32 protein-coding genes and 1 pseudogene are annotated in these 26,700 nt (G+C 70.0%); 27 read left to right on the top strand and 6 right to left on the bottom strand.

Going from position 1 to position 26,700, the window contains the following annotated elements:
- The 7 genes and pseudogenes from GUY59_RS11190 to GUY59_RS11160 form a co-directional block, all read left to right on the top strand.
- Positions 1-261 (top strand): annotated as a pseudogene (locus tag GUY59_RS11190) (hypothetical protein); the annotation flags it as partial.
- 88 nt (positions 262-349) lie between these two features.
- Complete coding sequence (locus GUY59_RS11185; RefSeq protein ID WP_212746168.1) at positions 350-901, top strand: PaaI family thioesterase; 552 nt, start codon at positions 350-352, stop codon at positions 899-901.
- Positions 898-1,350, top strand: coding sequence for a dUTP diphosphatase (gene dut / locus GUY59_RS11180; protein WP_132332373.1), 453 nt, complete (start codon positions 898-900; stop codon positions 1,348-1,350). Before GUY59_RS11185 ends, dut begins: the two co-directional genes overlap by 4 nt.
- Positions 1,351-1,424: 74 nt before the next feature.
- Complete coding sequence (locus GUY59_RS11175; protein ID WP_132332372.1) at positions 1,425-2,063, top strand: DUF3710 domain-containing protein; 639 nt, start codon at positions 1,425-1,427, stop codon at positions 2,061-2,063.
- 29 nt (positions 2,064-2,092) lie between these two features.
- Positions 2,093-2,479, top strand: a complete 387-nt coding sequence (locus GUY59_RS11170) for an OB-fold nucleic acid binding domain-containing protein (RefSeq protein ID WP_132332371.1) — start codon at positions 2,093-2,095, stop codon at positions 2,477-2,479.
- A 4-nt stretch (positions 2,480-2,483) separates the two neighbouring features.
- Positions 2,484-3,152 (top strand): DUF3159 domain-containing protein, encoded by a 669-nt coding sequence (locus GUY59_RS11165; protein WP_252374895.1) that lies wholly within the window; start codon positions 2,484-2,486, stop codon positions 3,150-3,152.
- Positions 3,153-3,385: 233 nt separating this feature from the next.
- Positions 3,386-3,919: an NUDIX domain-containing protein gene (locus GUY59_RS11160; RefSeq protein ID WP_138200430.1), complete on the top strand. Its 534-nt coding sequence runs from the start codon at positions 3,386-3,388 to the stop codon at positions 3,917-3,919.
- 58 nt (positions 3,920-3,977) lie between these two features.
- Here GUY59_RS11160 and GUY59_RS11155 read toward each other — a convergent pair whose 3' ends face one another.
- Both GUY59_RS11155 and GUY59_RS11150 read right to left on the bottom strand, forming a co-directional pair.
- On the bottom strand, positions 3,978-5,000 hold the full coding sequence (locus GUY59_RS11155; RefSeq protein WP_138200429.1) for an LLM class flavin-dependent oxidoreductase: 1,023 nt from the start codon (positions 4,998-5,000) through the stop codon (positions 3,978-3,980).
- Positions 5,001-5,049: 49 nt separating this feature from the next.
- Positions 5,050-6,117 (bottom strand): methyltransferase, encoded by a 1,068-nt coding sequence (locus tag GUY59_RS11150; protein ID WP_138200428.1) that lies wholly within the window; start codon positions 6,115-6,117, stop codon positions 5,050-5,052.
- 475 nt (positions 6,118-6,592) lie between these two features.
- Between GUY59_RS11150 and GUY59_RS11145 the strand changes: the two genes are divergently transcribed.
- On the top strand, positions 6,593-7,060 hold the full coding sequence (locus GUY59_RS11145; protein ID WP_138200427.1) for a hypothetical protein: 468 nt from the start codon (positions 6,593-6,595) through the stop codon (positions 7,058-7,060).
- A 116-nt stretch (positions 7,061-7,176) separates the two neighbouring features.
- Here the strand turns inward: GUY59_RS11145 and GUY59_RS11140 are convergent, their stop codons facing one another.
- Positions 7,177-7,974 (bottom strand): SDR family NAD(P)-dependent oxidoreductase, encoded by a 798-nt coding sequence (locus GUY59_RS11140; protein ID WP_138200426.1) that lies wholly within the window; start codon positions 7,972-7,974, stop codon positions 7,177-7,179.
- 189 nt (positions 7,975-8,163) lie between these two features.
- On the opposite strand from GUY59_RS11140, the gene GUY59_RS11135 reads away from it, so the two are divergent.
- From GUY59_RS11135 to rfbA, 18 genes are read left to right on the top strand one after another with little or no spacing between them, the layout of a single operon-like run.
- Positions 8,164-9,360, top strand: coding sequence for a nucleotide disphospho-sugar-binding domain-containing protein (locus GUY59_RS11135; protein WP_138200425.1), 1,197 nt, complete (start codon positions 8,164-8,166; stop codon positions 9,358-9,360).
- Between the two features lie 58 nt (positions 9,361-9,418).
- Positions 9,419-9,757 carry a TcmI family type II polyketide cyclase gene (locus tag GUY59_RS11130; protein ID WP_132332364.1) on the top strand — a complete coding sequence of 113 codons (339 nt, stop codon included), beginning with the start codon at positions 9,419-9,421 and terminating at the stop codon, positions 9,755-9,757.
- Positions 9,750-10,208 carry a cupin domain-containing protein gene (locus GUY59_RS11125; RefSeq protein ID WP_246063725.1) on the top strand — a complete coding sequence of 153 codons (459 nt, stop codon included), beginning with the start codon at positions 9,750-9,752 and terminating at the stop codon, positions 10,206-10,208. Before GUY59_RS11130 ends, GUY59_RS11125 begins: the two co-directional genes overlap by 8 nt.
- A complete protein-coding gene (locus GUY59_RS11120) occupies positions 10,205-11,470 on the top strand; it encodes a beta-ketoacyl-[acyl-carrier-protein] synthase family protein (protein WP_138200424.1) in 1,266 nt (421 codons plus the stop codon). The genes GUY59_RS11125 and GUY59_RS11120 overlap by 4 nt, the downstream gene beginning before the upstream one ends.
- A 4-nt stretch (positions 11,471-11,474) precedes the next feature.
- Positions 11,475-12,698 (top strand): ketosynthase chain-length factor, encoded by a 1,224-nt coding sequence (locus GUY59_RS11115; protein WP_138200423.1) that lies wholly within the window; start codon positions 11,475-11,477, stop codon positions 12,696-12,698.
- A 30-nt stretch (positions 12,699-12,728) separates the two neighbouring features.
- Positions 12,729-12,980 carry an acyl carrier protein gene (locus tag GUY59_RS11110; protein WP_246063724.1) on the top strand — a complete coding sequence of 84 codons (252 nt, stop codon included), beginning with the start codon at positions 12,729-12,731 and terminating at the stop codon, positions 12,978-12,980.
- A gap of 10 nt (positions 12,981-12,990) precedes the next feature.
- On the top strand, positions 12,991-13,458 hold the full coding sequence (locus GUY59_RS11105; RefSeq protein WP_132332361.1) for an SRPBCC family protein: 468 nt from the start codon (positions 12,991-12,993) through the stop codon (positions 13,456-13,458).
- Position 13,459: 1 nt separating this feature from the next.
- Positions 13,460-13,930 carry a DUF1772 domain-containing protein gene (locus GUY59_RS11100; RefSeq protein WP_201760722.1) on the top strand — a complete coding sequence of 157 codons (471 nt, stop codon included), beginning with the start codon at positions 13,460-13,462 and terminating at the stop codon, positions 13,928-13,930.
- Positions 13,931-13,940: 10 nt separating this feature from the next.
- A complete protein-coding gene (locus tag GUY59_RS11095; RefSeq protein WP_138200422.1) occupies positions 13,941-14,672 on the top strand; it encodes an SDR family NAD(P)-dependent oxidoreductase in 732 nt (243 codons plus the stop codon).
- Between the two features lies 1 nt (position 14,673).
- Complete coding sequence (locus tag GUY59_RS11090) at positions 14,674-15,000, top strand: antibiotic biosynthesis monooxygenase family protein (protein ID WP_138200421.1); 327 nt, start codon at positions 14,674-14,676, stop codon at positions 14,998-15,000.
- Positions 14,997-15,338, top strand: coding sequence for an antibiotic biosynthesis monooxygenase family protein (locus tag GUY59_RS11085; protein WP_138200420.1), 342 nt, complete (start codon positions 14,997-14,999; stop codon positions 15,336-15,338). The genes GUY59_RS11090 and GUY59_RS11085 overlap by 4 nt, the downstream gene beginning before the upstream one ends.
- Positions 15,339-15,345: 7 nt before the next feature.
- The gene (locus tag GUY59_RS11080) at positions 15,346-15,798 is read left to right on the top strand and encodes an anthrone oxygenase family protein (protein WP_132332357.1); all 453 of its coding nucleotides are present in this window, start codon (positions 15,346-15,348) and stop codon (positions 15,796-15,798) included.
- A gap of 27 nt (positions 15,799-15,825) precedes the next feature.
- Entirely contained in the window at positions 15,826-16,563 is a 738-nt protein-coding gene (locus tag GUY59_RS11075; protein WP_138200419.1) for an SDR family NAD(P)-dependent oxidoreductase, read from the top strand.
- Positions 16,563-16,952, top strand: coding sequence for a SchA/CurD-like domain-containing protein (locus tag GUY59_RS11070; RefSeq protein WP_138200418.1), 390 nt, complete (start codon positions 16,563-16,565; stop codon positions 16,950-16,952). Before GUY59_RS11075 ends, GUY59_RS11070 begins: the two co-directional genes overlap by 1 nt.
- Positions 16,949-17,854, top strand: a complete 906-nt coding sequence (locus tag GUY59_RS11065) for an NAD(P)-dependent oxidoreductase (RefSeq protein WP_138200417.1) — start codon at positions 16,949-16,951, stop codon at positions 17,852-17,854. Before GUY59_RS11070 ends, GUY59_RS11065 begins: the two co-directional genes overlap by 4 nt.
- Entirely contained in the window at positions 17,851-18,864 is a 1,014-nt protein-coding gene (locus GUY59_RS11060) for a methyltransferase (RefSeq protein WP_138200416.1), read from the top strand. The genes GUY59_RS11065 and GUY59_RS11060 overlap by 4 nt, the downstream gene beginning before the upstream one ends.
- 3 nt (positions 18,865-18,867) lie before the next feature.
- Positions 18,868-19,716: an LLM class flavin-dependent oxidoreductase gene (locus tag GUY59_RS11055; protein WP_138200415.1), complete on the top strand. Its 849-nt coding sequence runs from the start codon at positions 18,868-18,870 to the stop codon at positions 19,714-19,716.
- Positions 19,713-20,609, top strand: coding sequence for a glucose-1-phosphate thymidylyltransferase RfbA (rfbA, locus tag GUY59_RS11050; protein WP_132332351.1), 897 nt, complete (start codon positions 19,713-19,715; stop codon positions 20,607-20,609). Before GUY59_RS11055 ends, rfbA begins: the two co-directional genes overlap by 4 nt.
- 181 nt (positions 20,610-20,790) lie before the next feature.
- Here rfbA and GUY59_RS11045 read toward each other — a convergent pair whose 3' ends face one another.
- Positions 20,791-22,776 carry an AfsR/SARP family transcriptional regulator gene (locus GUY59_RS11045; protein ID WP_138200414.1) on the bottom strand — a complete coding sequence of 662 codons (1,986 nt, stop codon included), beginning with the start codon at positions 22,774-22,776 and terminating at the stop codon, positions 20,791-20,793.
- Between the two features lie 587 nt (positions 22,777-23,363).
- Positions 23,364-24,965 (bottom strand): DHA2 family efflux MFS transporter permease subunit, encoded by a 1,602-nt coding sequence (locus tag GUY59_RS11040; RefSeq protein ID WP_138200413.1) that lies wholly within the window; start codon positions 24,963-24,965, stop codon positions 23,364-23,366.
- A 129-nt stretch (positions 24,966-25,094) separates the two neighbouring features.
- On the opposite strand from GUY59_RS11040, the gene GUY59_RS11035 reads away from it, so the two are divergent.
- Entirely contained in the window at positions 25,095-25,619 is a 525-nt protein-coding gene (locus GUY59_RS11035) for a MarR family winged helix-turn-helix transcriptional regulator (RefSeq protein ID WP_138200412.1), read from the top strand.
- A 106-nt stretch (positions 25,620-25,725) separates the two neighbouring features.
- Here the strand turns inward: GUY59_RS11035 and GUY59_RS11030 are convergent, their stop codons facing one another.
- Positions 25,726-26,694, bottom strand: coding sequence for an amidohydrolase family protein (locus GUY59_RS11030; RefSeq protein ID WP_132332347.1), 969 nt, complete (start codon positions 26,692-26,694; stop codon positions 25,726-25,728).
- Positions 26,695-26,700: the final 6 nt, after the last annotated feature.

Genomic DNA, 26,700 nt, shown 5'->3' with positions numbered 1-26,700 from the left:
CCCCCGGACGGCACGTCCGTCACCCCGGCCGGACCAGAATCCCCCACTCCGGGCGACACCCCCGGCGACACCTTCGACGCCCGTCCGGCCACCGGCCAGGGTGAGGCCGGAGAGGTCCCCAGACCCAGGGACGGCGACGCCGGCGGGCAGTCCGACGGCACGGGGCCGCGCCACGAAGCCCCCGGCCGGCAGGACCGGACCACCACCAGGCCACGTGGCGAAGACGGGGAACACGGGGACGACACCGGCCCGCGCGACTAGACCGCCGTGACAGGGCCACGGGATGCCGCAGGCCATCGGACCGTGATGATGACAGCGGATGGCCGGACACGGAGTACCCTCGTCACCCGTGACGCGTTCTCCCCTGACCACCCCGCCGCAGGGCGCGGCCGCGCCCGCGGCGCACCCTGAGGCGCCGCCGCCGGGCACCGACCTGCGCGGCCACTACAACCGCTGCTTCGGCTGCGGCGCCGACCAGCGCAACGGCCTGCACCTCACGGCCAGGACACCCGACGGGTCCACCGTCGAGGCGGATTTCACGGTGGGGGAGGCGCATCAGGGCGCGCCGATGCTGGCGCACGGCGGCGTGCTTGCCGCCGCCATGGACGAGGTCATCGGGATGTCCGTCTACCTGTTCCGCAAGCCTTATGTGACGGGACGTCTGGAGACCGACTATCTCCTCCCCGTCCCCGTGGGCACGACACTCCACCTGCGTGCCTGGTGCAACGGCATCGCGGGCAGGAAGGCGTACCTTGAGGCTGAGGGGCGGATCGGCGCCCCCGGCGGACCGGTCGCCGTCCGCGCGGCAGCGCTGTTCATCGAGGTGAACATGGAACACTTCGCCAAGCACGGCGATCTGGCCGCGGTCGCCGCCGAACACGACTACGAGGTGAACCCTTGACCAACGCAGGTGCGGGCCCCGAGGTCCTCATCCACCGGCTCGACGACGGTCTGCCGATGCCGTCCTACGCCCACCCGGGTGACGCGGGCGCGGACCTCTACGCGGTGCGGGACGTCGAGCTGATGCCGGGCGAGCGGGCCGTCGTCGGCACGGGAGTGGCGATCGCCCTTCCCGACGGATACGCGGCGTTCGTTCACCCGCGGTCGGGGCTCGCGTCACGGCACGGTGTCACCCTGGTCAACGCGCCCGGCACGGTCGACGCCGGATACCGCGGCGAGATCAAGGTGACGCTGATCAACACCGACGCCAAGGAGCCGTTCCGCCTCCAGCGGGGCGACCGGATGGCGCAGCTCGTGGTGCAGCGGGTGGAGCGCGCGGCCTTCTACGAGGTCGAACGCCTGCCCGGTTCGGTGCGCGGCGCCAACGGATTCGGATCGACAGGACGTTGACCGGCGGGCCGCGCCCGCGGCCCTTCGACATGGCGGGCCGCCAGGCGGCCCGGTGAGCAAGGAGAGTGAGGAACGTGTTCCGACGTCGTCGTCGTGAGCAGCCGGAACAGGCGACCGAGCAGGAGGCTGCCGCGCCCACCCGAGAGTCCGGCCCGTGGGACGCCGACGAGCCCCACCCCGACACGGACAGGATCGACCTCGGCGGCCTGCGGCTGCCGCACAATTCCGACTTCGACGTACGGCTGGCGTCGGTCGGCGACCAGCACGTCGGCGTCGTGGCCTTGTACGAAGACAGCTCGCTGCAGTTGCAGGCCCTGGCCGCGCCCCGCAGCTCGGGGTTGTGGGACGAGGTGAAGGCCAAGATCCGGGCCCAGGCCAAGCACCTGGAGGAGCAGGAGGGCCCGTTCGGCAGCGAGCTGACCGGCGAGATGAAGGTCGACGGCGCCGCCAGGCCGGCCCGCTACCTCGGCATCGACGGGCCGCGCTGGTTCCTGCTCGCGGTGATCTCCGGCAAGGCGGCCACCGACGAGACGATCGCGACGGCGTACATCGACTTCATCAAGGACGTCGTGGTCGTGCGGGGCGATGAGCCGATGGCCCGCGAGGAGCCGATCCCGCTGCGCCGGCCCAGCGATCCGGGCGCCGAGCAGCAGGAGGACGAGCAGGGGTTCAACCCGTTCAGGAGAGGGCCGGAAATCAGTGAGATTCGCTGACGGCTGACATCACATAGGCTGGCTCCATCATGAGTACGGCAGAGCCCCGGAAACGCAGGGGATTGCGCGGGTTCCTGACTCGGCTGGCGTCGTCCCAGTCCGAGATCGAGGCCCAGGAGCTGCGGGAGGACGCCGATGAGGTCGGCGCCACCCCCATCGCCTCGTGTGGCGGGCGCCGGCGCTTCTGCGTGGCGGGTACGCTACGTACGGTGACACTGCGCCCGAGGGGCGGTGCTCCCGCGCTCGAGGCCGAGCTCTACGACGGGTCGGACGTGATCGACCTGGTCTGGCTCGGCCGTCGCAAGATCGCGGGCATCGAGCCCGGCCGCACGGTCAAGGCCGAGGGCCTGGTCAGCATGCAGGACGGGCGCAAGGTGATGTTCAATCCGCGTTACGAGCTGCGCCCAGGGAGTTGATCGAGTGAGTGCCGAGGCAGAAGAGGTCGCCCACGACACGGTTGAGGCGGCGGTGCGAGCCCAGCTCGCCAAGGCCTTCGGCGGAGTGCGCGGCATCATCGAGGCGGCGGTCCCGACGATCGCCTTCACGGTGTCCTGGATCACCACCGAAGACCTGAAGCTGTCGTTGATCATCAGCGTCGCCCTGTCGGTCCTGCTGCTGGTGGCGCGGATCGTGCAGCGGTCCACGCCGCAGTTCGTGATCAACAGCCTGATCGGCATCGCGATCGGCGCGTTCTTCGCCAGCCGCACGGGCGACGCGAAAGACTACTTCCTGCCCGGCATCCTCTGGAACGCCACGTACATGGCCGCCATGCTGGTGTCGATCGTCACGCGCTGGCCGGTCGTCGGGTTCCTGATCGGCTCGGTCACGGGCGACCCGACGGCCTGGCACAAGGATCCGGGCGTCGTGCGTCTCTGCTCCCGGCTGACGTGGCTGCTCATGTTGCCGTGCGCGGTGCGGGTGGCCGTGCAGGGGCCGGTCTACCTGTTCGGGGGCGGCGACCAGGCGGTGGCGGCGCTCGGCTTCGCCAAGATCGTGATGGGCTGGCCGCTCCAGGTGGCCGCGTTCGCCGCGATGTTGTGGGTGCTGGGCCGCGGCCGCACCCCGATCAAGCCGGTCGCGCCGGCCTGACCCGCGCGCCGGCCGACCGGGGGCGCCCTGGGCCGGTCGGCCTGTCGCCGGAGGTGTGCGATCGCGCCCCGGCGCACGCTCTTCGGGAGAGTTACGCTGATCCTTGGCTCAGGCGAGCCGCTGAGCGGCACGCGACGACTTCTCCCGGGAGGACGTGGTTCCATGGTGGACGCCGTGGTGGGCCCGCGTGTGCGGGCCGCGGCAGGTCCCGATCCGGCTGCGGGCTGGGCGGCATGAACCACCCCTCGATCCGGCAGGTCTCCACCGAGGTCGTCTATTCCAACACCTGGATGACGCTGCGCGAGGACGAGATCGAGCGGCCCGACGGGTCGCGCGGCGTCTACGGTTACCTGGAGCGGCCCAACGCCGTGCTGGTGATCCCGCTGGAGGACGACGGGTTCCACCTCGTCGAGGAATACCGTTATCCGATGCGGCGGCGCTCGTGGAGCTTTCCGCAGGGGTTCGCGCCCGCGCCCACGCTCGAGGAGGCGGCACGTCAGGAGCTCGAACAGGAGACCGGATTATGTCCTGCCGGTCTCACGCTGCTCGGCACCATCGACGTGGCGCACGCCATCAGCACCGAACGATCCAACGTCTACCTCGCGACGGGCCTTGAGCACGGCGCCAGCGCCCGCGAGCACAGTGAACAGGACATGCGCCAGCGCTGGGTGCCACGGGCCGAGTTCGAGCAGATGGTCCGCGCGGGCGCGGTCAGGGACGCCGGTTCGCTGGCCGCCTATACGTTGTTCCTGCTGTCGCGGGCGTGACCCTTGCCCAGGGCCGGCCGCCGATGCCTGTCCACGGGCCCCGCCCTGGCTGCTCGTCCTAGCGTTCGATGCTCTCGCGGGCGGCGGCCACGGCGTGAAGGATGTCGAGCTGCCCGTCGCCGGTCGTGGCGAAGGGCGAGACGACGAGGGTCGTGGCCCCGCTCTTCAGATATTCCCGCATCCGGTCGGCTATCCGGGTGACCGGGCCCAGCAGGGAGACACGGTCGACGAACCCGGCGGGTACGGCCGCCCGCGCCCCCTTGAGGTCGCCAGCGGCGTAGCGCTCGTGGACAGCGGCGGCCTCCTGACCGAAGCCCATCCGCCCGGCCAGCTTGCAGTAGAAGTTCCGCCTGCGATCGCCCATGCCGAGGAAGTGCGCGAAGTAGCCGCGCACCGCGTCCACGGCCTGCTCCGGGTCGTCGTTCACGGACACCGGCAGCCCGGGGAGCACCTCGAAGCCGTCGAGGTCCTTTCCGGCTCTGTTCCGGCCGGCCCGCAGGTGGTCCAGGGCCTGTGTGACCGATTCGGGGGTGCAGAAGACGCCCAGCCAGCCGTCGGAGACCTCTCCCGCCAGTTCCATGTTCCGCGGGCCGACCGCCGCCAGGTAGATGGGGATGCGCCGCCGGACCGGCTGGGTGAGCAGCGTGAAGGGCGTCGCGGTGCTCCCCGGGGGCGGCAGCTGGTAGTGCTCGCCTGCGTGGATGACCTGCTCGCGATTGAGGGCGCGTCGCACAATGTCCACATATTCGCGGGTACGTCCCAACGGTCGGTCGAACGGCACGCCGTACCAACCCTCGCTGATGTCGGGGTTGGAGACGCCCAGTCCCAGGCGGAAGCGTCCGTCGGACAGAGCGTCCAGCGTCGATGCCGTCAAGGCGGTGAGCGCCGGGGTCCGGCCTGGGATCTGGAACACACCGGACGCCAGGTCGATGGTCCGTGTGCGCATCGCCACCGTGCCGAGCACGGTGGCGGCGTCGGACCGGTACCCTTCGGGCGCGAGCGCGAGGTCGTAGCCGATCCGCTCGGCCTCCTGCGCCACCCGTACCGCGCTCTGGTAGGTGAGGTTCACAGCGAGCCTCATGGCCCTGGCTCCTTCCGGGGGGCTGACTGGTCGCGGGAGGTCACACGGCTCAGGCGGGCCTGCCCTCGACGATGCCGTGCGGCGGAGCAGTCGGATGGATGCCGGCCAACTCGAACCCGGAGACCTGCAGCAGCCGGCGCCACTCCTCAGCGGTGCGCTCGGCGCCCTTGTCGTTCACGAGCATGGCGAGGTCCATGAGCTTGCTGTAGTGCCATGCGTTCAACTCGGGCAGCACCCCGTCGATGATCAGCAGCCGCGCCTCCGGCTTGCCGCCGATCGCCTGGCGCACGCGGCGCAGGATGCCTCCGCACTCGGCGTCGCTCCAGTCGTGCATGATCGCCTTGAGGACGTACGCGTCGGCGCCGCTGGGGACGCTCTCGAAGAAGCTGCCCTCCTCACAGTGCACCCGTTCGCCCACACCCTCACGCGCGAGCAACTCGCGGGCGCCCTTGATGGCGGTGGGGATGTCGTACAGGATGCCGCGCACCGCCGGGTGGCGCCGCAGGATCGCCGAGAGCAGTTGCCCCTGCCCGCCACCGATGTCGGCGACCACCGGGAAACGGCCGAAATCGAAGGAGTCGGCGATGCGCGGAGCGCGGGCGTCGTTGAGCGCCGTCATGGACCCGTGGAACACCTCGGCGAATTCCGACGCGTCCTGCTCGAGGTACTGGAACCAGGTCTTGCCCCCGCGCAGTTTCGGGCCCACGGCCTCGCCGGTGCGGACCGTGTCCATCACGTGGCCCCAGCAGTTCCACACGGTCGTCTCACCGTAGAAGTAGGCGAGGTTGCGCAGGCTCCCGGGGACGTCGCTGCGCAGGTATCGAGCCTTGGGCGTGAGCTCGAAACGGCCGTCGGGCCGCTCGGCGAACACCCCTACGGAGGCCGCCGCGCGCAGGAACCGGTAGAGCGTACGCTCGTGCGCCTCGGTGGCCCCGGCCAAATCTTCCACGGTGCGCGGCCCGTCGGCCAGCAGGTCGGCGATGCCCAGGCGGGCGACCACGTGCAGCACGCCCGTGATCCACTTGCCCGCCAGCATCAGCAGGACCTGCTCCTGGTCGGGACGGTCGTCGCTGTACGGCGGCGTGCTGAGCGCCATGGGCGAGGGCTCGTTCGTCATGTTCCCTCCATCGGGTGCCGAAGGTCTCCTCGTCGAGGACACCGGAGCTGTTGGGACCGGTGCCGTCGTGATGCTGACAGTCACCGCTGGAGATCTGGTGGTTACCGGATAGAGCCGTCCTCACCACCGGTCGGGAAGGGAGGCGTGCCGCGGTCCTGCGGCCAGCAAGGCTCGATCGAGCTTGGAGAACGGGTTGCCACACTCGCCCTGATGACGGTTCGGACGGGGAGGCGGGAAATGTCTGACCAGGTGCGTTGGCGGCGTGCGTACGACGTGGTGACCAGGTGGTTGACCGAGGGACTGGTGCTGACCGGGTTCGCTTTCCTTGATCCGCCGGCTGCGGACCGGGCGCTGTTCGAAGACCAGCGAGGCTCGAGTGATCCCAGAGGCGGCGGTCCTAGCCTCCCAGACACTCCCGGGAGGAGACGTCCAGAACAAGCTGGGGGTCACGGGGTGGATTCACGTTGGAGGGTCAGTGGCAAAGACGATCGATCGTCGTAGGCTCTTGTCGAGGAGCGCGGTCCTCGCGCCCGCTGCGGGACTGGCGGCGCTGCTCAGCGCCGACGTGGCGGACGCGGACATCGAAGGGCGGGCGCACTCCCTCATCGGCACCTGGCACGTGGACATCGTGTTCCCCGGGCCCAACCCGCCGGAGAAGGGGCTCTTCCTGTTCACCAACACGGGGCTGGTCATCTGCACCAACACCCGGATCAGAGATCTCGGGCTGGGCAAGTGGACGGCACGCGGCTCGTCCCGCTTCGACTTCACCTTCAGGCACCACATGTTCATGCCTGACGGCACCTGGGTGGGCACCCTGGACATCGCTCATTCAGGCTCCGTGACACAGAACACCTTCTCGTCGTCGGGAACCGGCACGGTCTACGACACGAGCGGGAACCAGACCGAGACGATCGAGTCCCGCACCACGGCGGTGCGTTACTGATCGCCGCCCCCGGCCGATCCCGGCCCGCGAGGCCGGGATCGGCCGCACCCATGCCCGGAAACCGGACCCTGGCTTCCGGAGCCGGCCCGGAACCGGACCCCGGGCCGGCAGGGCGCCTAGTTGCCTCCGGCGACGTGCACCACGCTGCCCGTGACGTTGCCGTTGACGGTGGAGGCGAAGTACAGGACGAGCCCGGCTATGTCGTCGGGCGTGGAGATGTGGCCGGCCGGTCTGCCCTTGTTGAGAGCGCGCTTGATCTGCTCCGGTGACTTGCCGGCCAGATCCTTGCTGAACTCCTCCGGGACCCGGGCGAGGAAGCCGCGCGTGACGGTGGGGCCCGGCGCCACGACGTTGACGAGGATTCCCTGCGGCGCGAGCTCGGTCGCCAGCGTCCTGCTCAGCCCGTGCAGAGCCATCTTGCTCGCGACGAACGCCTCGTCACCGGCGGCCCCGCGCTGGACGATGTTGGCCGAGATGAACACGATGCGCCCCCACCCCTGCTTCTTCATCCAGGGGAGGGCCGCCTGCACGGTGTGGAAGGAGCCCTCGACGTCGGCACGCAGGAACGGCTGCCACTCCTCGACGGGGACGTCCTCGAAGGCGACGGGATGCACTTTCGTACCCGGGATGGCCGAGGCGTTGACGATGACCACGTCCACGCCACCCCACTCTGTGGCGACGGCGTCGAAGGCGGCGTGAATGGAGCCGCGATCCGTCAGGTCGTACCGGACGGTGGTCGCTTTGCCACCCAGGGCCCGCACGTCCTCCGCCACCCGGTACGCGCCGGGCTCGTTGCGGTGGTAGGTGACGGCCACACTGGCGCCTTCTGCGGCGAACGCGCGCGCGAGGTGGCCGCCGATCGAGCCGCTGCCACCCGTGATCAGGACGACTTTGCCGGCGAGGCCGAGATCCATGAACCACTCCCTGACGATCGACGGGCGAACGAGTTAGATGTCGAGTCACGCTAAGGAGCTTCGCTCGCAGAATGCTCGAATAGCGGTCGATGACGCCGCTCCGGGCGGGCCGCGTCATCGTCCGGCCTTCGAGGGGGAGCTGTCAGGGTCTGGAGGACCGGATCCCGACACGACAGGAGGCGTCGGTCCATGCGCGTGCTGTTCACAGGGTGGGCCTGGCCCTCGCACCTGTATCCCATGGTCCCTCTGGCCTGGGCCTGCCTGGCGGCGGGGCACGAGGTACGCGTGGCCGTCCCGCCGGACGCCCAGGACGTGATCCTCCGAGCGGGCCTCACCCCCGTCAGCGTCGGCCGGGCGGTGGACGTGACGGGTGTCATACGCGGCTTCGTCAAAGGGCCGAAGACCGGCAACGGACGGCCGGCACGCCCGGTGGCGGGCGACCCGTCGGCGCGCACGCCGCGTGCGCTGAGCATGTTCGTCGACCTGGCCGTGGCGATGGCCGACGACCTGGCCTCCTTCGCCCGCGACTGGAAGCCCGGCCTGGTCGTGTACGATCCCACAGCCTGGGCAGGCCCACTCGCGGCGGCGGCGGCCGGCGTGCCGGCGGTCCGTCAGCTGTACGGGACGGACCTGCTCGTCCCGGCGAGGGACGCGATCATCAGGGCGCTGGAGCCCGTCGGTGACAAGCTCGGCGTCGGCCCGGTGGATCCCATGGGCGCGCTGACCATCGACCCCTGCCCCGTCACGCTTCAGGGCCCGGTGCCCGGAACCAGGCGGCGGATGCGCTATCTGCCCTACCAGGGCGTGCACGACGGCGTCCCCGCCGAGCCGCCGGAACGACGGGACCGCCCCGTCGTCTGCGTGACCTGGGGGACGACGATGGCCAGGCTCGGCCATGAGTATTTCCTCGCCGGACACGTGGCCCGCGCCCTGGCCGGCCTGGACGTGGAGGTCGTCCTGGCGATCGCCTCCGGGCAGCGCGCCCTGCTCGGACCGCTGCCACCCGGCGTACGGGTGATGGAGTCGGTCCCGCTCCGCCTGCTCACGCGCGGCGCCGACCTGCTGGTGCACCACGGGGGAGCGGGCTCGATGCTCACCGGCCTGGTGAACGGGCTGCCACAGCTCGCGCTGCCGCAGCTCCCCGACCACATCGGACACGCCAGGCGGCTGGCGGCCACCGGCGCGGGGGCCGCCATGGAGCCGGCTGACGGTTTCGGCATGGCGGAGATCCGCGACACGGTCTCAGGCCTGCTCGCCTCAGCCGATCACGAACGTGCGGCCCGGCGTCTCGGCGTGGAGATGGCCGCGCACCCGGCCCCGGCGACTCTGGTCACCGAACTGGAGCAGCTGGCCGGGGCCCGAGACGGTGGCAGGGCAGCGGTATGAGCGCACCGGCATCAGGAAGGGCCCCCGCGCCATCGTGCTGGACCGAAAGGAGACGCACATGCGCCGTACCTTGATCGTCGCCAGAATGGAGCCTGCCGACGCCGACTCGGTGGCGGACATCTTCGCCGACTCCGACGCCACGGAACTGCCAGGGCTGGTCGGCGTCACCCGTCGCACGCTCTTTCACTTCCACGACCTGTACTTCCATCTGGCCGAGGCGGAAACCGACGTTCCCTCGCGCGTGGACGAGGTACGGCAGCACCGCCTGTTCCGGGACGTCAGCGACCGGCTGGCTCCGTACGTACTGCCCTACGACCCCAGCTGGCGTGGCCCGCGCGACGCGATGGCCACCCCGTTCTACGAATGGGAGAAAGGACAAGGTGGTCGGCGTGTCTGACACCGGTGTCGCGCCTTCCGAGGCGAGCCCGACGACGGACGAAGGACCTCTCAGCAAGGTCGGCCTGGCCGAGACAGTGGTGAACAGGCGCCGGGGTGGTGAGATCCGTGTGCTGCTGAGCCCCAAGACCACGCGGACCAGCTCCGGTTTCATGGGGGTGCTCACGCTCCAGCCCGGCGAGTACGTCTCCGAGCACTACCACCCGTACTCGGAGGAATTCCTTTATGTGTCCCGCGGGACGATGGTGGTGCGGATCGACGGCGACCAGGAGCTGGAACTCGCCGAGGGCGAGGGCATGGTGATCCCCAAGAACGCCCGGCACCGTGTGATGAACCGCGGCGGCGGAGAGGCGTTCGCGATCTTCATGATGTGCCCGCTCGCTCCGAGGCCGGACCTGGGTCATGTCGACACCGAGCCGTACCCGGAAGAGGCCGGCGAGGTGGAGCCGTGACGGGCGGACGGCGGGTGGTCATCACCGGCATCGGCACGGCGACCCCAGGGGGCATCGGGACCAAGGCCTTCTGGGAGCTGCTCATGGCGGGGCGGACGGCGACCCGGACGATCTCCCTCTTCGACCCCACGGGCTTCCGTTCCCGGGTTGCCGCCGAGTGTGACTTCGACCCGCGCGCGGAGGGGCTGTCGCCGCAGGAGGCCCGGAGGATGGACCGCGCCGCGCAGCTCGCGGTGATCTCCGCGAGGGAGGCGTGGCAGGACAGCGGGCTGGACGGGGAGAGTGTGCCGCCCGAGCGCCTCGCGGTCAGCGTGGGCAGCGCGGTCGGCAACACGATCAGCCTCGAGCAGGAGTACGTCGTGGCCAGCGACGGAGGCAGCCGATGGCAGGTCGACCACGCGTACGCCGTCCCGCACCTGTACGACTACCTGGTCCCCAGCACCCTGGCCGTCGAGGTGGCCTGGGCGTGCGGGGCGGAAGGACCCGTCTCGCTGACCTCGACCGGGTGCACGTCGGGGCTGGACGCCGTCGGACACGGCTACCACCTCATCCAGGAGCACGCCGCCGACGTCGCCGTGGTGGGCGCCACCGACGCCCCCATATCGCCGATCACCGTGGCGTGCTTCGACGCGATCAGGGCCACCACTCCCAGGAACGACGATCCCGAGCATGCGGCCCGCCCCTTCGACGCCAGCCGCAACGGTTTCGTGCTCGGCGAGGGCGCGGCGGTGATGGTGCTCGAAGACCGGGAGCTGGCGATCCGCCGGGGCGCCCACATCTACTGCGAGGTGGTGGGCTTCGCCGCCCGCGGCAACGCCTTCCACATGACCGGGCTCAAACCCGACGGCAGGGAGATGGCCGAGGCGATCAGGGCCGCGATGGACGAGGCCCGTTTCGTACCCGAGGACATCGACTACGTCAACGCGCACGGCTCGGGCACCAAGCAGAACGACCGCCACGAGACCGCCGCGTTCAAGCGCAGCCTCGGCCCGCGTGCCCACGAGGTGCCCGTGAGCTCGATCAAGTCGATGGTCGGTCACTCGCTGGGCGCCATCGGCTCCATCGAGGTCGCCGCGTGCGCGCTGGCGATCGAGCATCAGGCCGTCCCTCCCACGGCCAACCTGCGCAATCCCGACCCGGAGTGCGATCTGGACTACGTGCCGCTGACCGCCCGGGAGCAGGTCGTGGAGGGCGTCCTGACGGTGGGCAGCGGGTTCGGCGGCTTCCAGACCGCGATGGTGCTCGCGCACCCCGGGAGGTGAGCGCGTGACCACGAGGTACGTCGTCACCGGCATCGGCGCGACCGCTCCCAACGGGCTCGGCAACGAGGAGTTCTGGTCCGCCACGCTCGCGGGCCGCAGCGGGATCGGCCGCATCACCCGGTTCGACCCTGAGCCGTATCCGGTCACCCTGGCCGGTCAGGTTCGCGGGTTCGCCGCGGACGAGCACCTGCCCGCCAAGATCACGGTGCAGACCGACCTCATGACCCATCTCGCGCTGGTGGCCTCCGAGATGGCCCTCGCCGACGCCGGGATCGACCCGGCGCGGCAGCCCGAGTACGAGATGGCCGTGATGACGGCCAACTCCTCGGGAGGCAACGAGTTCGGGCAGCGAGAGATCCAGGCGCTGTGGAGCAACGGCCCGCGCCACGTGGGCGCGTACCAGTCCATCGCCTGGTTCTACGCCGCCTCCACCGGCCAGATCTCCATCCGGCACGGCATGCGCGGCCCCTGCGGGGTGATCGCCACGGAGCAGGCCGGCGGCCTGGACGCCCTGTCGCAGGCGCGGCGGGCGTTGCGCCAGGGGGCCGGGATGGTGCTGACCGGCGGGACCGACGCCTCGCTGAGTCCGTACGGTCTGGTCACCCAGCTTCCCACCGGGATGCTGAGCCGATCCGCCGACCCCGCCCGCGCCTACCTGCCCTTCGACGCCGAGGCCTGTGGCTACGTGCCGGGGGAGGGCGGCGCGATCCTCGTCATGGAGGAGGAGAGGGCCGCCAGGGCACGCGGCGCCGCACGGATCTACGGCGAGATCGCAGGGTACGCGGCGACCTTCGACCCGGCGCCGGGCTCCGGCCGGCCGCCGGGACTGCTCAGGGCCGTCAAGGGGGCGCTCGCGGACGCCGGGATCGCGCCCGGCGACGTCGACGTGGTCTTCGCCGACGCGAAGGGCGTTCCGGAGGCGGATCTTCAGGAGGCCGGGGTGCTGGCCGAGATCTTCGGGCCCGGCGGTGTGCCGGTGACGGCGCCCAAGACCATGACGGGCCGGCTCTACGCCGGCGGCGCGGCACTCGACGTGGCCGCGGCGCTGCTGGCCGTGCACCACTCCGTCATCCCCCCGACCACCAACGTCACCCGGCCGGCGCCGGGCTGCGACATCGACCTCGTCCTGGACGTGCCCAGGGCGGCCAGGGTCGGGACCGCGCTGGTCGTGGCCCGTGGCCACGGCGGGTTCAACTCCGCCGTGGTGGTCCGCGCGGCAGGCGGCTGAGGCCGCACATCACCACAGAAGGAGAAAGACGTGGACAAGACAGAACTCCGGCTGGACGAGCTGAAGCGCATCATGCGCGAATGCGGCGGACCGGCCGACCTCGACGCCGACATCCTCGACGTGTCGTTCAAGGAGCTCGGCCTGGACTCGCTGGCGGTTCTGGAGATGGGGGCCCGCGTCGAGCGCGACTACGGCATCGAGGTGCCCGACGACGCCATGGAGGAGCTGAAGACGCCCCGCCAGACGCTCGACTTCGTCAACCACCGCCTGTCGGCTGCTTAGGAGTGACGTCATGGCAGGTCATACGGACAACGAGATCGTCATCGCGGCGCCTTTCGACCTGGTCTGGGAGATGACCAACGACGTGGAGTCGTGGCCGGGGCTGTTCAGCGAGTACGCCTCGGCGGAGATTCTGCACCGCGAAGGGGACATGGTGCGCTTCCGGCTGACGATGCACCCCGATGAGAACGGCAAGGTCTGGAGCTGGGTCTCCGAACGCGTGATCGACCGGCAGGCCGGCACCGCCCGCGCGCAGCGGGTCGAGACCGGGCCGTTCGAGTACATGAAGATCCGGTGGGACTACACCGCCACCCGGGACGGGGTGCGGATGCGCTGGATCCAGGACTTCCACATGAAGCCCGAAGCCCCCGTCGACGACGCGGCCATGACCGATCGCATCAACCACAACACGGTCGTGCAGATGCGCCGCATCAAGGAACGAGTCGAGAGCGCCGCCCGCGCGGCGTCGACTCCGGCATGACGTGGTCGTCCAGGTATTGGTGCCGCTGGCGCTGGTCGGCAACGGTCTCGCGGCCGGCGTCATGCTTTCGACCGTCATCGGGGTCGTGCCGTGGATGCTGGCGCAGCCGTACGACAGGTACGTCGTGGCGACCCGCTTCCTGTGGTCGCGGTACGACCCGTTCATGCCGATCGTCAACGCGCTCACGTGCGTGCTGGATGTCGTGCTGATCTTCGTGGTGCCGGCGGCCGTGCCACGGACCCTGTTCGCGGCCGCGGCCGGGCTGCTGCTCCTCGTGATGACGATCTCCATCGTCAAGAACGTGCCGATCAACCGGTACGTGACCTCGCTCGACCCCGCCGCCCGCCCGCCCGACTGGGAGCGGCGGGATCCGCGGATGCGCTGGCGCGGCTGGAACCTCACCCGCACGGTCCTGGCCCTGGTGGCGTTCGGCGTGAACGCCTGGGCCGCGACCGCCCTCATCTCAATGTGAAGGGACGACCATGGAACTGCGACTCGCCGGGAAGAAGGCGATCGTCACCGGCGGCACCCGGGGCATCGGACGGGCCATCGTGCTCGGGCTGGCCCGGGCGGGCGCCGACGTCATCACGTGTCACCGGCAGGAGGGCGAGGCGGCCGAGCAACTCGCCATGGAGCTGAAGGAACTCGGTGGCGACCACCACGTGATCAGGGCGGACGTCGGCCGGCCGGAGGAGGTCGAGCGACTCGTGGAGGAGTGCCGGTCCCGGTACGGCGCGCTCGACGTCATCGTCAACAACGCGGGCGCCATCAGCCACATCCCGTTCGCGGAGCTGACGGCCGAGGAGTGGCGGCGCGTCGTCGACACCAACCTCACGGGTGCCGCCTTCGTCGTCGGCAAGGCGCTCCCGCTGCTGGGACAGGGCGCTTCCATCGTCAACGTGGGCTCCCGGGTGGCCACCGTGGGAGTGCCGCTGCGCGCCCACTACACCGCGGCCAAGAGCGGCCTCATCGGGCTGACCCGGTCGCTGGCCAAGGAGCTCGGTCCCCAGGGGATCCGCGTCAACGTCGTCGCGCCCGGACCGGTGGACACCGGGATGGACATCCCCGCCCCGGTGCGCGAGCGCTACAGGAACCTGATCGCGCTCGGCCGGCTCGGCGCCTCCGAGGAGATCGCCAACGTGGTGCTCTTCCTGGCCGGCGACCTGTCGAGCTTCGTGAGCGGCGAGACGATCCACGTGGACGGGGGAATCTGACATGACCGCTGGGACCTTCCGGGTGATGTTGCGCATGCAGATCAAGCCCGGCATGGACGAAGAGTTCGAACAGACGTGGCACGAGGTCGGCGACGCCGTGACGCAGCACCCGGCCAACCGCGGCCAGTGGCTGTCCAAGAGCGCGGAAGAGGCGGGCGTCTACTACATCGTCAGCGACTGGGTCGACGAGCCGCGCTTCAGGGAGTTCGAACGGAGCGAGCGCCACCTGGAGCACCGTACGAAGCTGCATCCGTACCGGTCGGGCGGCTCGATGACCACCATGAACGTGGTCTACGACATGTCGCGCGAGACGGTACGGCGGCCATGAGCGGCCGGGTGCGCGTCCTCGTCTTCGTCACGGCGGCCGTCGCCGGTACGCAGGCCGTGGAGGACGCCTATCACCGGATCAGCCGCGGTCTGGCGGGAACGCCCGGACTGCTCGGCAACGAACTCCTCCGCTCCGAGCACGACCGCGACGGGTTCGTGGTGCTGAGCGAGTGGCGTGACCTCGACGCCTTCCGCGCCTGGGAGGAGGGGGAGTCGCACCGCTCGACCACCGCGCCGCTGCGTCCCCTGCAGGACCGCTCGCGGGGCGCGTCGTTCGGCGTCTACACGGTCCAGGCCGAGTACAGCGGCAGGAGCACGGCGTACGCCGAGGGGAGGTGAGGCGCGCATGCGGGAGCTGTTGGGCGCCGTGGCGGTGCTGGGCAGTGGCCTGACCGCGGGAGTGCTCTTCTGCGTCGCGCTCAGCGTCGTGCCGGCGCTGCGTGCCCTGCCTCCCGACCGCTACGTGCAGACCCACGAGCTGCTCGGCCGCAACTACGACCCCACGATGCCGCTGATCGTGCTGACCACGGCGCTGGTGGACGTGCTGCTGGCCATCATGACGCCGGCGGGCGGACCGCGGTCGCTGTTCGCGGTCGCCGCCGTGCTGACGGTGGGGGTGTCACTGGTGTCGCACCTGTGCAACGTGCCCATCAACCGGCGCGTCAAGGTGCTCGACCCCGCGGCGATCCCGGCGGACTGGGCGGATCCGCGCCCGGTGTGGCGCAGGTGGCACCTGCTTCGGACCGTACTCGCCGTGGTGGCACTGGCCGTCAACGCGGCCGCCGTCGCGGTGGCATGAACCGGATCGCAATCGAACGGAGGAATGATGGACCTGGCGATATCCGGCAAGCGCGTCCTCGTCACGGGCGGGACGCGCGGTCTGGGAAGGGCGAGCGCGCTCGCCCTCGCCCGTGGCGGCGCCAAGGTGGTGGCCTGCCACGGCAGAGCCGGCGCGGCGGCCGACGACCTGGCCCGGGAGCTCAAGGAGCTCGGCGACCACCACCACGTCGTCCGCGCGGACGTCACCAGCGAGGACGACGTGGACCGGCTGGCCGGTGCCTGCGCGGACGCGTACGGCGGACTCGACGTTGTGATCAACAACGTCGGCGTGGCCGGCGAGGCGCCCGTGGGCGAGCTGACGGGCGAGGAGTGGGACCGCGTGATGGACGCGAACCTCACCGCCCCGTTCCTGGTCACCCGGGCGACGCTGCCGCTGCTGTCCGAAGGCGGATCCGTGGTCTACGTGGGCGCCTCCGCCGCGCTGCGCGGACGCCCGGCGACCGCCCACTACACGGCCTCCAAGGCCGCGCTGATCGGGCTGACCAGATCCCTGGCCAAAGAGCTGGGCCCCCGCGGCATCCGGCTCAACACCGTAGCCCCTGGTGTGATCGACAAGGGGGAGGGCCTGGGCCCGCCGCCCCCGCTGCGGGAGCGGCTGGCCGGGATGACCGCCCTGGGGCGGCTGGGCACGACCGACGACGTGGTCGGCGCCGTGCTGTTCTTCGCCAGTGACCTGTCCCGGTACGTCACCGGGACCACTCTGAACGTCGATGGAGGAATCTGATGCCGTACGCAGCCATCACGTACGCGGTCAAGCCCGGCCACGAGGACGAGATCGCGGAGATCTTCGCCGCATTCCAGCGTGTCCCCACGCCGGTGCTGGTCGACGACGAGGGCAAGGAGGCGGGCCGCCTGGTGGGCACGGCGGTGTTCATCAAGGGCGAGGTGATGATCCGGGTCATCCATTACGAGGGCGACCTGGCGCACGTGGCCAGGAACATGGCCAGGCACAAGGGCGTGCACGAGCTGGAAGCGAAACTGGCGCCCTATCTCGCCGAGACCCGTGACACCGGCACGCCCGACGCGTTCGGGCGGTATTTCCGCGACGCGACCATGCGCTGCATCTCGCAGCTGTCCGCCGACACCCTGCCGGCCGGAGCTCGGACGCCATGAGCCTGCCACACGTCGCACTCGTCGGGAGCGGCGCGATGGGTGCGGGCATGGGACACCGGCTGCTCGAGGCGGGCCATCCCCTTTCCGTCTACAACCGCACCCCGTCCAAGGTCGCCTCGCTCGTGGAGGCGGGCGCGCGGGCGGCCGCCAGCCCGCGGGCCGCGGCGGACACGCCGATCGTGCTGCTCAGCCTGAGCGACGAGTCGGCCGTCGAGCAGGTGCTGTTCGAGGCCATGCTGCCGGAGCTGAGCAGGGGCACCGTGGTGGTGGACACCACCACCACCTCACCGCTGTACGCCCGCATGGCGGCCACGCGGCTGTCCGCCGCGGGGATCGCCCGGGTCGAGGCGTGCGTCCTGGGCAACCCGGCGATGGCGCGCAGCGGCGGTCTGCGCATCTTCACCGCGGGCGAGCACGACGAGGTGGAGGCCGCCGGCGGGCTGCTCGGAGTGCTCGGGCAGGACATCCGCTACCTGGGCTCGGCGGGCGCGGCCGCCACGATGAAACTGGCCTTCAACCTTCTGCTCGGCGTGCAGACCGTGGGCTTCACCGAGGCGATCTCGTACGGCGTCAGCGCCGGGCTCGACCGTGACCTGCTCATCGACGTCATCGCCAACAGCGGATTCAGCTCACCGGTTCTGGCCTTCCGCGCCGCGTTCATGCGCGAGCGCTGCTACGAGCCCGCGGCCTTCAAGGCGCGGCTGATGGAGAAGGACCTCCGGCTGGCCGCCAACGACGCCATGGCCAGAGGGATCTGCCTTCCGCTGACGGAGGGCGCGGGCGACCTCATGGCCGACGCGGTCGCCGCCGGCCTGGGCGACCAGGACGCCGCGGTGATCAGTGAGCTGCCCAAGCGCCGGCTCGGAGAGAGCCCGCCACCGAAGAACGGAGCCACACGATGACCACGCAGCCACCGCAGATCACCAGCCCCGCCGAGCTGATCCAGCTGGGCAAGACCGCCTTCTGCACGGCCAAGGTGCTGCTCAGCGCCCTTGAGCTCAGGGTGTTCGCCGTGCTCGACGGGCTGTCGCTCACCGGGCCGCAGCTCGAGGAGCGGCTCGGACTGCATCCCCGGGCCTCCAGGGACTTCTTCGACACCCTGGTGGCCCTCGGGCTGCTGGTGCGGGCGGAGGGGCGCTACTCCAACGCCCCCGCCGCGAAAGAGCACCTCGTGCCGGGTAAGGCGGGCTACGTGGGCGGCTTTCTCGAACGTTCCGACCGGGTTCTGTACCCCGCCTGGGGCGACCTGACCGGGGCGCTGCGCACCGGCAAGCCTCGCGTGACGAACGCCTTCCGCGAGATGCTCGACGACCCCGACCGGCGGATCAGCTACCTCGGCATGATGGACGCGCTGAGCACCATGCTGGCACCGCTGATCGCGCAAGCCTTCGACTGGGGCACCGTGAAGTCCTACGCCGACATCGGCGGTGCCAGGGGCAACCTCGCGGGCCGGGTCGCGCAGGCGCACCCGCACTTGTCCGTGCACGTCTTCGACCTGCCTCCGATGGAGCAGCCGTTCCACGAGCACGTGGAGCGACTCGGAGTGGCCGAGCGCGCCACGTTCCACGCGGGCGACTTCTTCGCCGACCCGCTGCCGGAGGCCGACGTGCTGACCATCGGCCACGTCCTGCACAACTGGGCCCCGGCCGAGCGACGTACGTTGATCATGAAGGCGTACCAGGCGGTCAATCCCGGTGGCGCGCTGATCATCTACGACCGGATGCTGGCCGACGAGCCGGTCGACGCCGAGAACCTGGTGATCAGCCTGGACATGCTGCTCACGACGGACGGTGGGTCGGAGTACCTCGCAGGGGAATGCCGCGACTGGCTCGAGGAGGCGGGGTTCACCGTCGAGCCTGCCCGGCCGCTGGGCGAGCACGACACGCTCATCGTGGCGAGAAAGGGGAGCTGATCCGTGGACGTCGGAGTCGGCCTGCCGACGACGGTGCGCGGAGTGGACGGCGCCACCCTCCTCGAGTGGGCACGTCGCGCGGACGTCCGCGGCCTGTCCTCGCTCGGGGTGCTCGACCGGTTGGTGGCCGGCAACCACGAACCCGTCGTCACGCTCGCGGCCGCCGCCGCCGTGACCCGGCGGATCAGGCTCGCCACGACGATCCTGATCGCCGCGTACAGAGGCGGGGCCGCGGTCCTGGCCAAGCAGCTGGCCACCGTGGACGAACTGTCGGGCGGACGGCTGGCGGTCGGGGTGGCCGCGGGAGGCCGCGCCGACGACTTCGAGGCCGCGGGGCAGCCGTACCGGCGACGAGGCAGGCGGCTTGACGCCCTGATCACGGAGCTGCGCGAGGCCTGGGCGCCTGGCTCCGGGATCGGCCCGGAGCCCGCCGCCGGCGGGCCGCCCATCTGGGTCGGCGGGCACACGGACGCGGCTCTGCGGCGGGCCGCCCGCCTGGGACAGGGCTGGATCGCCGGCGGCTCGTCGTCGGTCCCGTACGCGGAACTGGCGGCGCGCGCCCGCGCCGCCTGGTCGGCCGAGGGCAGGACGGATCGGCCGCGCATGGTGGCGCTGGCCTACTTCTCGTTCGGCGCGGACGGCGCCGAGCGGGCCGTCGCGCACATGCGCCGCTACTACGAGCAGGCGGGCCCGTACGCCGACCGCGCGGCCGCCCAGACCGTGACGACCGAGAGCGAGCTCCAGCGCACCATCAAGGAGCACGAGTCCGCAGGGTGCGACGAGCTCGTCTTCTTCCCCTGCTCCGGCGACCCGGATCAGGTGGACCTGCTGGCACGGGCCGCACGGACATGAAGGGGATCATCCTGGCGGGCGGGCGGGGAACCCGCCTGCACCCCATCACCCTCGCGGTGTCCAAGCAGCTCCTGCCGGTGAACGACAAGCCGCTGATCTACTATCCGCTGTCGGCCCTGATGCTGGCGGGCATCCGCGACATTCTCATCATCTCCACCCCGGTGGACCTGCCGCAGATCCAGCGGCTGCTCGGCGACGGCGCACAGCTGGGGCTCAGCCTGCGGTACGCCAGACAGCAGGAGCCGCGCGGGCTGGCCGACGCGTTCATCGTCGGCGCTGACCACGTCGGTGACGATCCGGTGGCCCTGGTGCTCGGCGACAACGTCTTCCACGGACACAGGTTCGACGACATCCTGCAGGAGCAGGCCCGGGACATCGACGGTTGCGTGCTCTTCGGCTACCCGGTGACCGATCCCGAGAGGTACGGAGTGGGCGAGACCGACGCCGCGGGCAAGCTGATCTCGATCGAGGAGAAGCCTGCCAGGCCGCGGTCCAACCGCGCGATCGTCGGCCTCTATCTCTATGACAACGAAGTGCTCGACATCGCCAAGAACCTGTCGCCGTCGGCCCGGGGCGAGCTGGAGATCACCGACGTCAACCGCGACTATCTGGAACGCGGCAAGGCCCGGCTGGTGGATCTGGGACGCGGATGCGCGTGGCTGGACGCGGGCACGCCGGCCTCGCTGTTGCAGGCCGCGCAGTACGTCAGCGCGCTGGAGAGCAGACAGGGCGTACGGATCGCCTGCATCGAGGAGGTCGCGCTGCGGATGGGCTTCATCCGGGCCGAGGAGTGCCGCGAACTCGGGGAGAGACTGGCCCCGTCCGACTACGGGCGGTACGTGTGCGCCGTCGCGGAGGAGTTCGCCGCCCATTCGACGGTCCCGCATCCATGACGCACCCTGTACGGACCCCGGCCGTCTCGTGGCCACGCCCGGAGCACCGGTGCTCCGGGCGTGGCCACGTTGGCCCGCCGGGCGATTGAGGACCCCGCGCCGGTGTTCGGGCGAAAAAATTTTCATGGAAAAAAAATTTCAGTGCTCGGTGTTCGGGGGCAGGGTTCGCCTCCACAGCGAATCAGTTGTTCCAGCGCAGATCACGGCGTACGAGCCGGCCCGGGGCGGCGGGAGGGCCTGAGCCGGCGGGCGCCTCGATCGCGGTCGTCTCCCCGGCGTCCAGGCTCGCCTCGGCCGGCGTGCCTCGCTCGGCCAGCTCGTTCTCCAGCTTCTTCTCCGCGTACAGGTGGGCCAGCTCGTTGATGGCGTACACGACGTCGTCCCGTGCGCCGTTGTAGCCGACGATGCGGAGAAAGTGGGCTGAGACCAGCCGGGTGAGGATCGTCTCACTCGTGTCGATGTCGCAGCCGACCGTTTCGGCGGCGCTCTTGAGGTTGAAGCGCGTGCTGCGTCGCAGGTAGAGCAGCCACAGGGCGCCGCGTTCGCGGGGGTCGAGCTCCTGGTAGTTGAGGTCGAAGCTGTGGTAGATGTCGAAGTCGGTGGAGTTCAGCTCTTTGAGGCGCAACTCCGGATCGGCCAGGCGGGCGGCCAGGGTCCGCAGCGGCAGGGTCGGCGACGCGGTCAGCCGGGCGCCTGCGGCGCGCACCGCCAGCGGCAGCCCCTCGCAGAAGCGCACCACGCTCTGCGCGTCGCCCTTCTCGCGCTCGATGCGCTGCCTGCCCGCGACCGCGCCCAGCAGGCGTACGCCTTCCTCCAGGGTGAGCGGCGCCAGGTCGAGGCGCTTCCTGCAGGGAAACCCGTATAAGCCGGACCTGCTGGTGATGATCGTCGTGCAGTGCTCGCTGCCGGGCAGAAGCGGAGAGATCTGCGCGGCCGAGGCGGCGTTGTCGAGGACGATCAGCACACGATGCGCCGAGCACCAGCTCCTGAACATCTTCGAGCGTTCCTCGGTGCTGCCCGGCAGCTTCTTGGTGTACATGTCGGTCGCTATCAGCCAGTTGTAGAGCACCTGGCCGGGGTCGGCGGGCTCGCCGTCGCTCCCGCGCAGCGTGCAGTAGAACTGGCCGTCGGGGAAATCCCGCTTGATCAGGTGCGCCAGGTGCACCGCGAGGGCCGTCTTGCCGACGCCAGGCATTCCCGCGATCAGCACGGTCGGCGGCGTGGTGGCCGCGGGCTCCGTCATGGTGGCGGCGGCGACCAGGTCGTTGATGCTGGACTGGCGGCCGGTGAAGTCCCAGATGTCCGGTGGCAGCTGGGCCGGCAGGAGCGTCCTCACAGCGTTCCTCGGCCTTTCGATCACGGCCGTGCTCCTGCGGCCGTGGCCGGCCTGCGGCTCCGGCTTGGCGGGGTGTGCGGTGGTCTCCTCCGACAGGAGCGACTGGTGCAGCCGTTGTGTGTCCGCGGACGGCTCGATGCCCACCTCTTCCACCAGGGTCGCCCGCAGCCGCTGGTACACCTCCAGCGCCTCCCAGCGCCGGCCTGAGCGATGCAGGGCGTTCATCAGCTGCGCGTAGAAGGCCTCATGGAGGGGATGCACCGAGATCAGGTGCTTGAGCTCGCCCACGACCTCCCGATGCCGGCCGAGCCGCAGATCGCTCTCGATGCGCAGCTCGAGCGCGCGCAGCCGGCTCTCCTCGAGGGAGGCCACGTAGGCCGACAGCAGGTTGCCCGCGGCCACATCGGCCAGTGCCAGGCCGCGCCACAGCGAGAGTGCCTCGGCCAGGCACTTGGCGGCCATCTCGGTCTCATTCCGCTTCAGCGCCGCCACACCTTCGGCGAGCAGCCGTTCGAACTGGTTCAGGTCGAGCTGGTCGTGGTCGATGGTCAGCATGTATCCCCACGACTGCGTCTGCAAAATCTCCTCGAACGAGTCGACCTCATCGTGGGAGAGGATCTTTCGCAGCTTGTAGATGTAGGTCTGCAGAGTGGAGAGCGCGCTGCTGGGTGGATTTTCTCCCCACAGTTCGTCGATGAGCTCGGTGGTCTGTACGATGTTGTTGCGCCGCAGGAGAAGAAAAGTGAGCACCTGCCGGAGTTTTGGGGCCGAAGGAGTCACCTCCCGGCTGCCGTCGAGCACTCTCAGAGTTCCCAGGACACAGAATCTCATCTTGATCCCCAAGCGTGAAGGCAATCGACCTTTCTATGGCAGGCGAGGTCGGAATGCGCGATGCTTGCGCGGTGCATCCGACCTCGCTAGAATCTCCTAACCATCGTCGGAAAGAGTTACTTCGACCCACTGGTTCGGTGGGTTCCGTCGGCGTTCACCTGGCAAGAAGTGCAGGTCCAGGAGCGACGCCCGCGTGCGCGCCGCCAGGCAGGAGTTTCACCGGAAGGCGGCTCGGCCGCCGCCGGCAGCTCCTCGTCGAATTGTCGCGCGATAGGGTTTCGCCGGCCGATTCGCTCGATTTCCAGCAGGTAACACAAGCGCGAACTGTCCGCGGCATTGAATCAACCCCCGTTGGTGTGCCGTCTGCTGTGACTGGTGACCGGAGAGCGCTTATTCCTTGTTGAGAACGCGCCTTTATTTCCTTGATCGGGACACCGGAGACGATCCTCGAGCATTACCCTTGATTATTACTAGAGAAACGCTCGAAGTCGAGACTGGAAGTGATCGTGGCAGGCGCCGGCTTCCTCCCGGTCCGTCCCCCTGTGATGTCGTGAACGAATAAGTGGCGGCAACGACCGGCTGACCGGTCACATCAGGGCCAGTTCCTCCTCGGCCGTGGGCGCCTTCGCGGGGTCCGGCCGCTTGGCGGCGAAGCTGAGCAGGCAGGCGACGACCACCACTGCGGCGCAGGCCAGGAGCGTGAAGCGCAGGGCGCCGACGAAGGCCTGGTCGAAGACCGACTGGGCGATCTCCCGCATCTGCTGGGCGAGCTGACCGCTCGCGCCGGCGGGCAACCGCACGTCGCCGGCTCCCGCATCGATGCTGCCGCCCGCCGAGGTGACGGCGTCGACGAAGCCCTCCCTGAACTCACCGGGCAGCTGTGCCGCCTGGCGCTCCGCCTCGCCGTGCAGCTCACTGGTCAAGCGGCTCTGCAGCACCGCGCCCATCGCGGCGACGGCGATCAGGAAGCCCAGCTGGCGGATCGCGTTGAAGGCGCCCGAGGCGGCCCCCGCGAACTCCGTCCGCACGTCCTGCATGGCCATCGTGACGGTCGGGGCGAATGCGGCCGCCTGGCTGATGCCCGCCAGGATCAGCGGCCCAAGGAGCGACCACTGGCCGGAGTCGGTCCGCGCCATGTTGCCGATGAGCGCGAGGCTGACCGGGTAGAGGGCCAGGCCGCAGATGAGGACGTACTTCCCGCCGATCTTGTCGATCAGGAAGCCGACGACGGGGAACGAGAACATCATGGCCAGCGCGGTCGGCGCGAGCGTGAGGCCGGCCTGGAGCGCGCTGAGCCCGAGGACCTGCTGCAGGTAGATCGTGAGGGTCAGCGACAACCCCATCATGCCGAAGGAGACGGCGACGATCACGAAGCTCATCAGCGAGAAGCCGCGGTCCTTGAAGATCCCCAGAGGCATCAGGGGGTCGTTCACGCGCGCCTGCGTCGCCAGGAACACCACGAGGAGCACGAGGCCGGCCGCGATGACCACGGGAATGCTGAGGAAGGAGGTGATCGTGCCCCATCCGTAGCGGTCGCCCTCGAGCAGCCCGTACGTGATCGCCCCGAGCGCGGCGCTGGCCAGGACGACCCCGGTGATGTCGAGCCGGAGGCGCTTGTCCGGGCGGACGTCGGGGATGAGGGCGACGGCCATGGCGATGGTGACCAGCCCGAGCGGCACGTTGACGTAGAAGACCCAGCGCCAGTTGCCCTCGGCGACGAGCAGCCCGCCGAGCGTCGGGCCGGCCAGACCGGCCACGCCCGCCGTGATGCCCCAGATGGCGCTGGGCAGGCCGCGCTTCTCGGGTGGGAAGACCCCGGTCAGGATGGTGAGGGTCTGCGGTGTGATCAACGCGGCGCCGATGCCCTGCAGGGCCCGGGCCGCGATGAGCTGCCAGGGCTCCATGGCGGCTCCGCAGAGCGCGGAGGCGACCGTGAAAAGGATCATGCCGGCGATGAAGACCTTGCGGGGTCCGACGATGTCGCCCAGGCGGCCGGCCGTGATCACGAGTACGGCGACCACGAGGATGTAGGCGCTCATCACCCACAGCACTTCGCTGATCGTCGCGTCCAGGTCTTCGAGGATGTCGGGGATCGCGATGTTGACGATCGTGGTGTCCAGGATGGTCATGAAGAACCCGATGCAGAGCGTCACCATGACGATCCATGGGTTCCCGCGGCGCTGGCTCATCCTCACACCTCCTTGGAGGGATTGGTCCCGGTGCGTCCTGTCGAGGTCGTCACCACGCGACAGGCTGTACTCCCAGGAAGATAGGTGTATACTTTGACAATTAATAAGTCTAATCCATGGATATTTCAAATGTCAAAGGATGTCTGGAAGTCGCTTGTCGACGAGGTCCAGGTCGCCGTCATGCAGTTGCAGAACGTCTCGGACGCGGTGGACGAGGCAGCGGCGGCGCGTTTAGGTGTCAACCGGACTGACATGCGTTGCATGGGCTGTGTCTTCGCGCTCGGCCCGATGACGGCCGGCGAGTTGGCCGGCGCGGCCCGCCTGTCCCCGAGCGCGGCCACCATTGCGATCGACCGGCTGGAGCGGGCCGGCTACGCCCGGCGGGTCCGCGACGTCAACGACCGGCGCCGGGTGACCGTCGTTCCGACGCCGCAGGCCGAGTACGTCGCGCAGGCCGTGTGGGGGCAGCTGAGCGAGGAGGACGAGGCCGGGCTCACCGGGCACACCGTGGAAGAACTCATCCTCATCCGTGACTTCCTGCGGGCCACGGTGAGCCGGCACGCGCGCCAGGCCGACCGCATCAGGCAGGGCGAGACCCTCGCGGAGGGCAACGGTGTGTCGCCGGTTCGTGGCGCCGAGACCCCACAGCCGTGACCCGTAACCGTGACCCGCAGGCGTGACCGGGATGAGGCCGGCCGAGCGGTTCCGGCCCCGTGCCTGGGGGTGCGGCGGGCCGCCGAACCCGCGCGGCGGCCCGTGGTCAGACGGTGACGCTCATCCGCTCGGCCAGCGACGGGAGCAGGCGCAGCGCGTTGTCGCGCTCGATCGCGCGGTGCAACTGCGGCCCGATCACCGGGTCGCCGGCCAGCCCGTCCGTCACGTATCGGGTGGCTTCGGCCGTCCGCATGCTGTAGTCGGTCCCGTAGAGGATGCGCGAGTGGTCGGCGGCCGCGAGCAGTGTCGGCGTCGCGTACGGCGAGGTGGGCATGGCGGTGTCGTAGTAGAAGCGCCGCACGTAGGAGCGCAGGGTCGCGGGGTCCACGCCTTCCTCGTCATGCGAGCGGGAGTCGATCCGCGCCGCCATGTACGGCAGGAAGCCGCCTCCGTGCGACAGGATGACCGACAGGTTCCTGTGCCGCTCCAGGGTGCCCCCGATCATCAGGCTCAGCGCCGCCCTGGTCGTGTCGAGCAGGAAGTCGCCCATGAAGTCGGGAATTCCCGGCGGTGTGCCGCCCGGCAGGAACTGCGGGTGCACGAAGAGCACCGCGCGCCGCCGGTCGAGTTCGGCGAAGAGCGGCTCGAACGACGGGTCGCCGAGATAGGTGCCGTTCACGTGCGTCAACAGGAGCACGCCCTCGGCTCCGAGGGTGCCGAGGGCGTAGTCGGCCTCGGCCAGCGCGGCGTCGACGTCGGTCAGCGGCAGATAGGCGAAGAAGCCGAACCGCTGCGGCTGCTCCCTGACGAGGTCGGCGAGCGACTCGTTGATGACCCTGGCGCCGGTCGCGACCTGGGCGGTGTCCTTGAAGACCTCGAACGGCGCGGGGGAGGAGGTCACCGCGGCTGCGATGTCGTTCTCCTCCATGACCTGCTCGGTGGCGGCCTGGCTCCATCGCGCCCAGGTCGGCCACTTCGACTGGTCGGGCGGCAGGATGCCGGCCTGCACAGCCCACCGCTGCATCTTCGGTGGTACGGCGTGATTGTGGGTGTCGATGCGCCATGGGCCGGTCACGCTGCC

This window comes from Nonomuraea sp. K271, assembly GCF_009908215.1.
Lineage (GTDB): Bacteria > Actinomycetota > Actinomycetes > Streptosporangiales > Streptosporangiaceae > Nonomuraea > Nonomuraea longispora.
Note: the sequence above shows the minus strand (reverse complement) of the source record. Positions and strands in the feature narration are given on the sequence as shown.

Excerpts from the sequence above, each read along its gene's own strand:
- GUY59_RS11135 (WP_138200425.1), top strand. The coding sequence starts at position 8,164 with ATGCGCGTGCTGTTCACAGGGTGGGCCTGGCCCTCGCACCTGTATCCC.
- GUY59_RS11150 (WP_138200428.1), bottom strand. The coding sequence starts at position 6,117 with ATGACGAACGAGCCCTCGCCCATGGCGCTCAGCACGCCGCCGTACAGC.
- GUY59_RS11095 (WP_138200422.1), top strand. The coding sequence starts at position 13,941 with ATGGAACTGCGACTCGCCGGGAAGAAGGCGATCGTCACCGGCGGCACC.
- GUY59_RS11160 (WP_138200430.1), top strand. The coding sequence starts at position 3,386 with ATGAACCACCCCTCGATCCGGCAGGTCTCCACCGAGGTCGTCTATTCC.
- GUY59_RS11090 (WP_138200421.1), top strand. The coding sequence starts at position 14,674 with ATGACCGCTGGGACCTTCCGGGTGATGTTGCGCATGCAGATCAAGCCC.
- GUY59_RS11130 (WP_132332364.1), top strand. The coding sequence starts at position 9,419 with ATGCGCCGTACCTTGATCGTCGCCAGAATGGAGCCTGCCGACGCCGAC.
- GUY59_RS11170 (WP_132332371.1), top strand. The coding sequence starts at position 2,093 with ATGAGTACGGCAGAGCCCCGGAAACGCAGGGGATTGCGCGGGTTCCTG.
- GUY59_RS11155 (WP_138200429.1), bottom strand. The coding sequence starts at position 5,000 with ATGAGGCTCGCTGTGAACCTCACCTACCAGAGCGCGGTACGGGTGGCG.
- GUY59_RS11035 (WP_138200412.1), top strand. The coding sequence starts at position 25,095 with ATGTCAAAGGATGTCTGGAAGTCGCTTGTCGACGAGGTCCAGGTCGCC.
- GUY59_RS11045 (WP_138200414.1), bottom strand. The coding sequence starts at position 22,776 with ATGAGATTCTGTGTCCTGGGAACTCTGAGAGTGCTCGACGGCAGCCGG.
- GUY59_RS11085 (WP_138200420.1), top strand. The coding sequence starts at position 14,997 with ATGAGCGGCCGGGTGCGCGTCCTCGTCTTCGTCACGGCGGCCGTCGCC.
- GUY59_RS11140 (WP_138200426.1), bottom strand. The coding sequence starts at position 7,974 with ATGGATCTCGGCCTCGCCGGCAAAGTCGTCCTGATCACGGGTGGCAGC.
- GUY59_RS11060 (WP_138200416.1), top strand. The coding sequence starts at position 17,851 with ATGACCACGCAGCCACCGCAGATCACCAGCCCCGCCGAGCTGATCCAG.
- GUY59_RS11070 (WP_138200418.1), top strand. The coding sequence starts at position 16,563 with ATGCCGTACGCAGCCATCACGTACGCGGTCAAGCCCGGCCACGAGGAC.
- GUY59_RS11080 (WP_132332357.1), top strand. The coding sequence starts at position 15,346 with ATGCGGGAGCTGTTGGGCGCCGTGGCGGTGCTGGGCAGTGGCCTGACC.
- GUY59_RS11105 (WP_132332361.1), top strand. The coding sequence starts at position 12,991 with ATGGCAGGTCATACGGACAACGAGATCGTCATCGCGGCGCCTTTCGAC.
- GUY59_RS11040 (WP_138200413.1), bottom strand. The coding sequence starts at position 24,965 with ATGAGCCAGCGCCGCGGGAACCCATGGATCGTCATGGTGACGCTCTGC.
- GUY59_RS11065 (WP_138200417.1), top strand. The coding sequence starts at position 16,949 with ATGAGCCTGCCACACGTCGCACTCGTCGGGAGCGGCGCGATGGGTGCG.
- rfbA (WP_132332351.1), top strand. The coding sequence starts at position 19,713 with ATGAAGGGGATCATCCTGGCGGGCGGGCGGGGAACCCGCCTGCACCCC.
- GUY59_RS11075 (WP_138200419.1), top strand. The coding sequence starts at position 15,826 with ATGGACCTGGCGATATCCGGCAAGCGCGTCCTCGTCACGGGCGGGACG.